General features: G+C 46.3%; 2 protein-coding genes and 1 pseudogene. All 3 read right to left on the bottom strand.

Annotation, left to right across the window (positions count from 1 at the left end):
* Window positions 1–184: pseudogene (locus ACQRBJ_RS15840) on the bottom strand (AAA family ATPase); the annotation flags it as partial.
* Between the two features lie 208 nt (window positions 185–392).
* A complete protein-coding gene (locus tag ACQRBJ_RS15845; protein WP_445304205.1) occupies window positions 393–1508 on the bottom strand; it encodes an MraY family glycosyltransferase in 1116 nt (371 codons plus the stop codon).
* A 47-nt stretch (window positions 1509–1555) separates the two neighbouring features.
* On the bottom strand, window positions 1556–2293 hold the full coding sequence (locus ACQRBJ_RS15850; protein ID WP_445304206.1) for a WecB/TagA/CpsF family glycosyltransferase: 738 nt from the start codon (window positions 2291–2293) through the stop codon (window positions 1556–1558).
* Window positions 2294–2316: the final 23 nt, after the last annotated feature.

Below are 2316 nucleotides of genomic sequence, written 5' to 3' on the forward strand. Positions count from 1 at the left end.
TTTTATATCCTTTAACCAGATAGGAGTCAAAATCCGTAGCAATATCTATCATATAATATAACCATCTAGATATAGTACTCTTACCACATCCATTTGGTCCTGCCAGCACGGTGATACCATCTATTATGATATCAGCCTCCTTGATAGCATGATAGCTACATATAGAAAAACGATACTTGCTCATTTATTCAATCATTTATAATTATTTTCGCAAAGGTACAACTATTATATGAAAGCACCTAAGATTTCATAGTTTTTAACACGAAAAGCCATCACACTTTCCCCATGCAGCCACGCCCCCATCCACCACCCCCACAAACGCAAAAATCCCGGCCCAGAGATTCCTTTTTGAATCTCCGAGCCGGGAATATCTTGTATTTATAGAGAGAGGATTAAATTTCCACTTCCGTCCCCCTGGTGTGCAGGATAACATCCAGGATAAGATGGAACACAATCCATACAGCGATGTCGATGCCCAGGATATACGTGATATTCACGTGGCCGATCATCAGGAAGTTGAGCAGGATGAACATCAGCGAGAGAACGCAGATAATCACCATTACCTGTCTCACCCTCAGTCCGCATCTCAGCAGCTTATGATGGATGTGGCTCTTGTCGGGCAAGAACGGATTCTGCCTGTTTCTCAGTCTGTGGCCCACCACTCTCACCACGTCGAGCAACGGCACCAGCATGGTGGTAAACGCCAGCACCATGTTATAGTCGCTCACGGCACGGGGATGCACATCCACCGTACTCAGGTGAATCATCAGGAAACTGATGATATATCCCAGCGACAGCGATCCCGAATCGCCCATAAAGAGCTTCCTGCCCCTCAAGGCATTTCCAAACACGTTGTAGAACCAGAAAGGGATAATCACACCCAGTGCCGAGATACAGAGCAGGGCATAGGAGTACAGTCCCAGCCAGATATGCAGCCCCGCCAGAGCCACCAGCGAGATGGCACAGAGCCCCGAAGACAGGCCGTCGATGCCGTCAATCAGGTTGATGGCATTGGTAACATACACCACGATGAGCATGGTAAACGGCATGCCGAACCATGGTGAAACCTGATAGATTCCGAAGAGTCCGTCGAGCGACTTAATCCATACGCCCGAAGCCACGAGCAGGCTCGCCGCCAATATCTGCACAATGAACTTCTTCTTGTACCCCACTCCAATCAGGTCGTCGGCGAGTCCCACCAGGAACAGCATCATGCTACCCACCAGCAGTGCCAAAAACTCATAAGGCACCTCCCCGTGCAGCGACCCGCTGTTCAGCCCCATCAGGTGATGCACCAGCACCAGACCACCCATGGTAATCAGCATCACGGGGAAGAACGACAGTCCGCCCAGCCTTGGTATCGGAGCATGATGCACCTTTCTCTTGTCCGGCATGTCAAACAATCTCTTCTTATGAGAGATGAGCAGAATGTTAGGCAACACGATATTGGCGATGATCATCGCCACGATAAAGGCAACCAGCAAATAAAAATGAATTGGCTGAATCATATATCTATACTATTATTATTGAATATCATTATCACTCGATCTTTACATTACCAATTATGCTTTCTTTTCCATTCTCCTACAAGCAACCAAGGTAGAGTAACCACAATCCATCCACATCTCTTCAACTGTTTTTTCGGATCACAAAGAATACGATAAACAAATTCCAGATGAGCATCGAGCATCCATTTCGGCGCACGCTTTTCGTCCTGTCCACTATAGAACTTGAATGCAGCCCCCACGGCAATCATCACTCCTCTTTTCAGATAAGGTTTCAGCTTACTCATAAAGATTTCCTGCTTCGGAGCGCCCAGCGCCACCCAGATGATATCCGCCCCATCCTCGTTCACCATCTTGGCAATGGCTGGATAGTCAAACTCATCTACAGCCTTGAAGGGCAATTCATAGAAGCTCATGTTCTCTACCTTCGGGTTCATCACCTTCAGGTTCTCTCTTAACCCATCGAGTGTTCTCTGGTTGGTTCCCATAAAGAACATCCGGTATTTCTGCGAACTGACCAAATCCTTGAAAATCAGACTGCCGCAGTATTGTGGGTACCTTTTTCCATAGAGCCATTTGATATAAAGCGGCACATATCCGCTGTCGCAGATGGCAAACATACCACCATTTACAATCTTTAAGTAGTCCGGCTTTCTATTTGCATTGTTCAGGATTACTCCATCTGCCACACAGATATAGTCAGCTTCGTTCTTAGATAATTGAAGATCAATTCTTCGCCACACTTCTTCGGGCGAGAATTCGTAGTTGATATTAAAATATGTTTCCATAAAATATTACTTTCTTTCTCTAT

Origin of the sequence: Prevotella sp. SGI.167 (assembly GCF_050313615.1) — a bacterium.
Lineage (GTDB): Bacteria > Bacteroidota > Bacteroidia > Bacteroidales > Bacteroidaceae > Prevotella.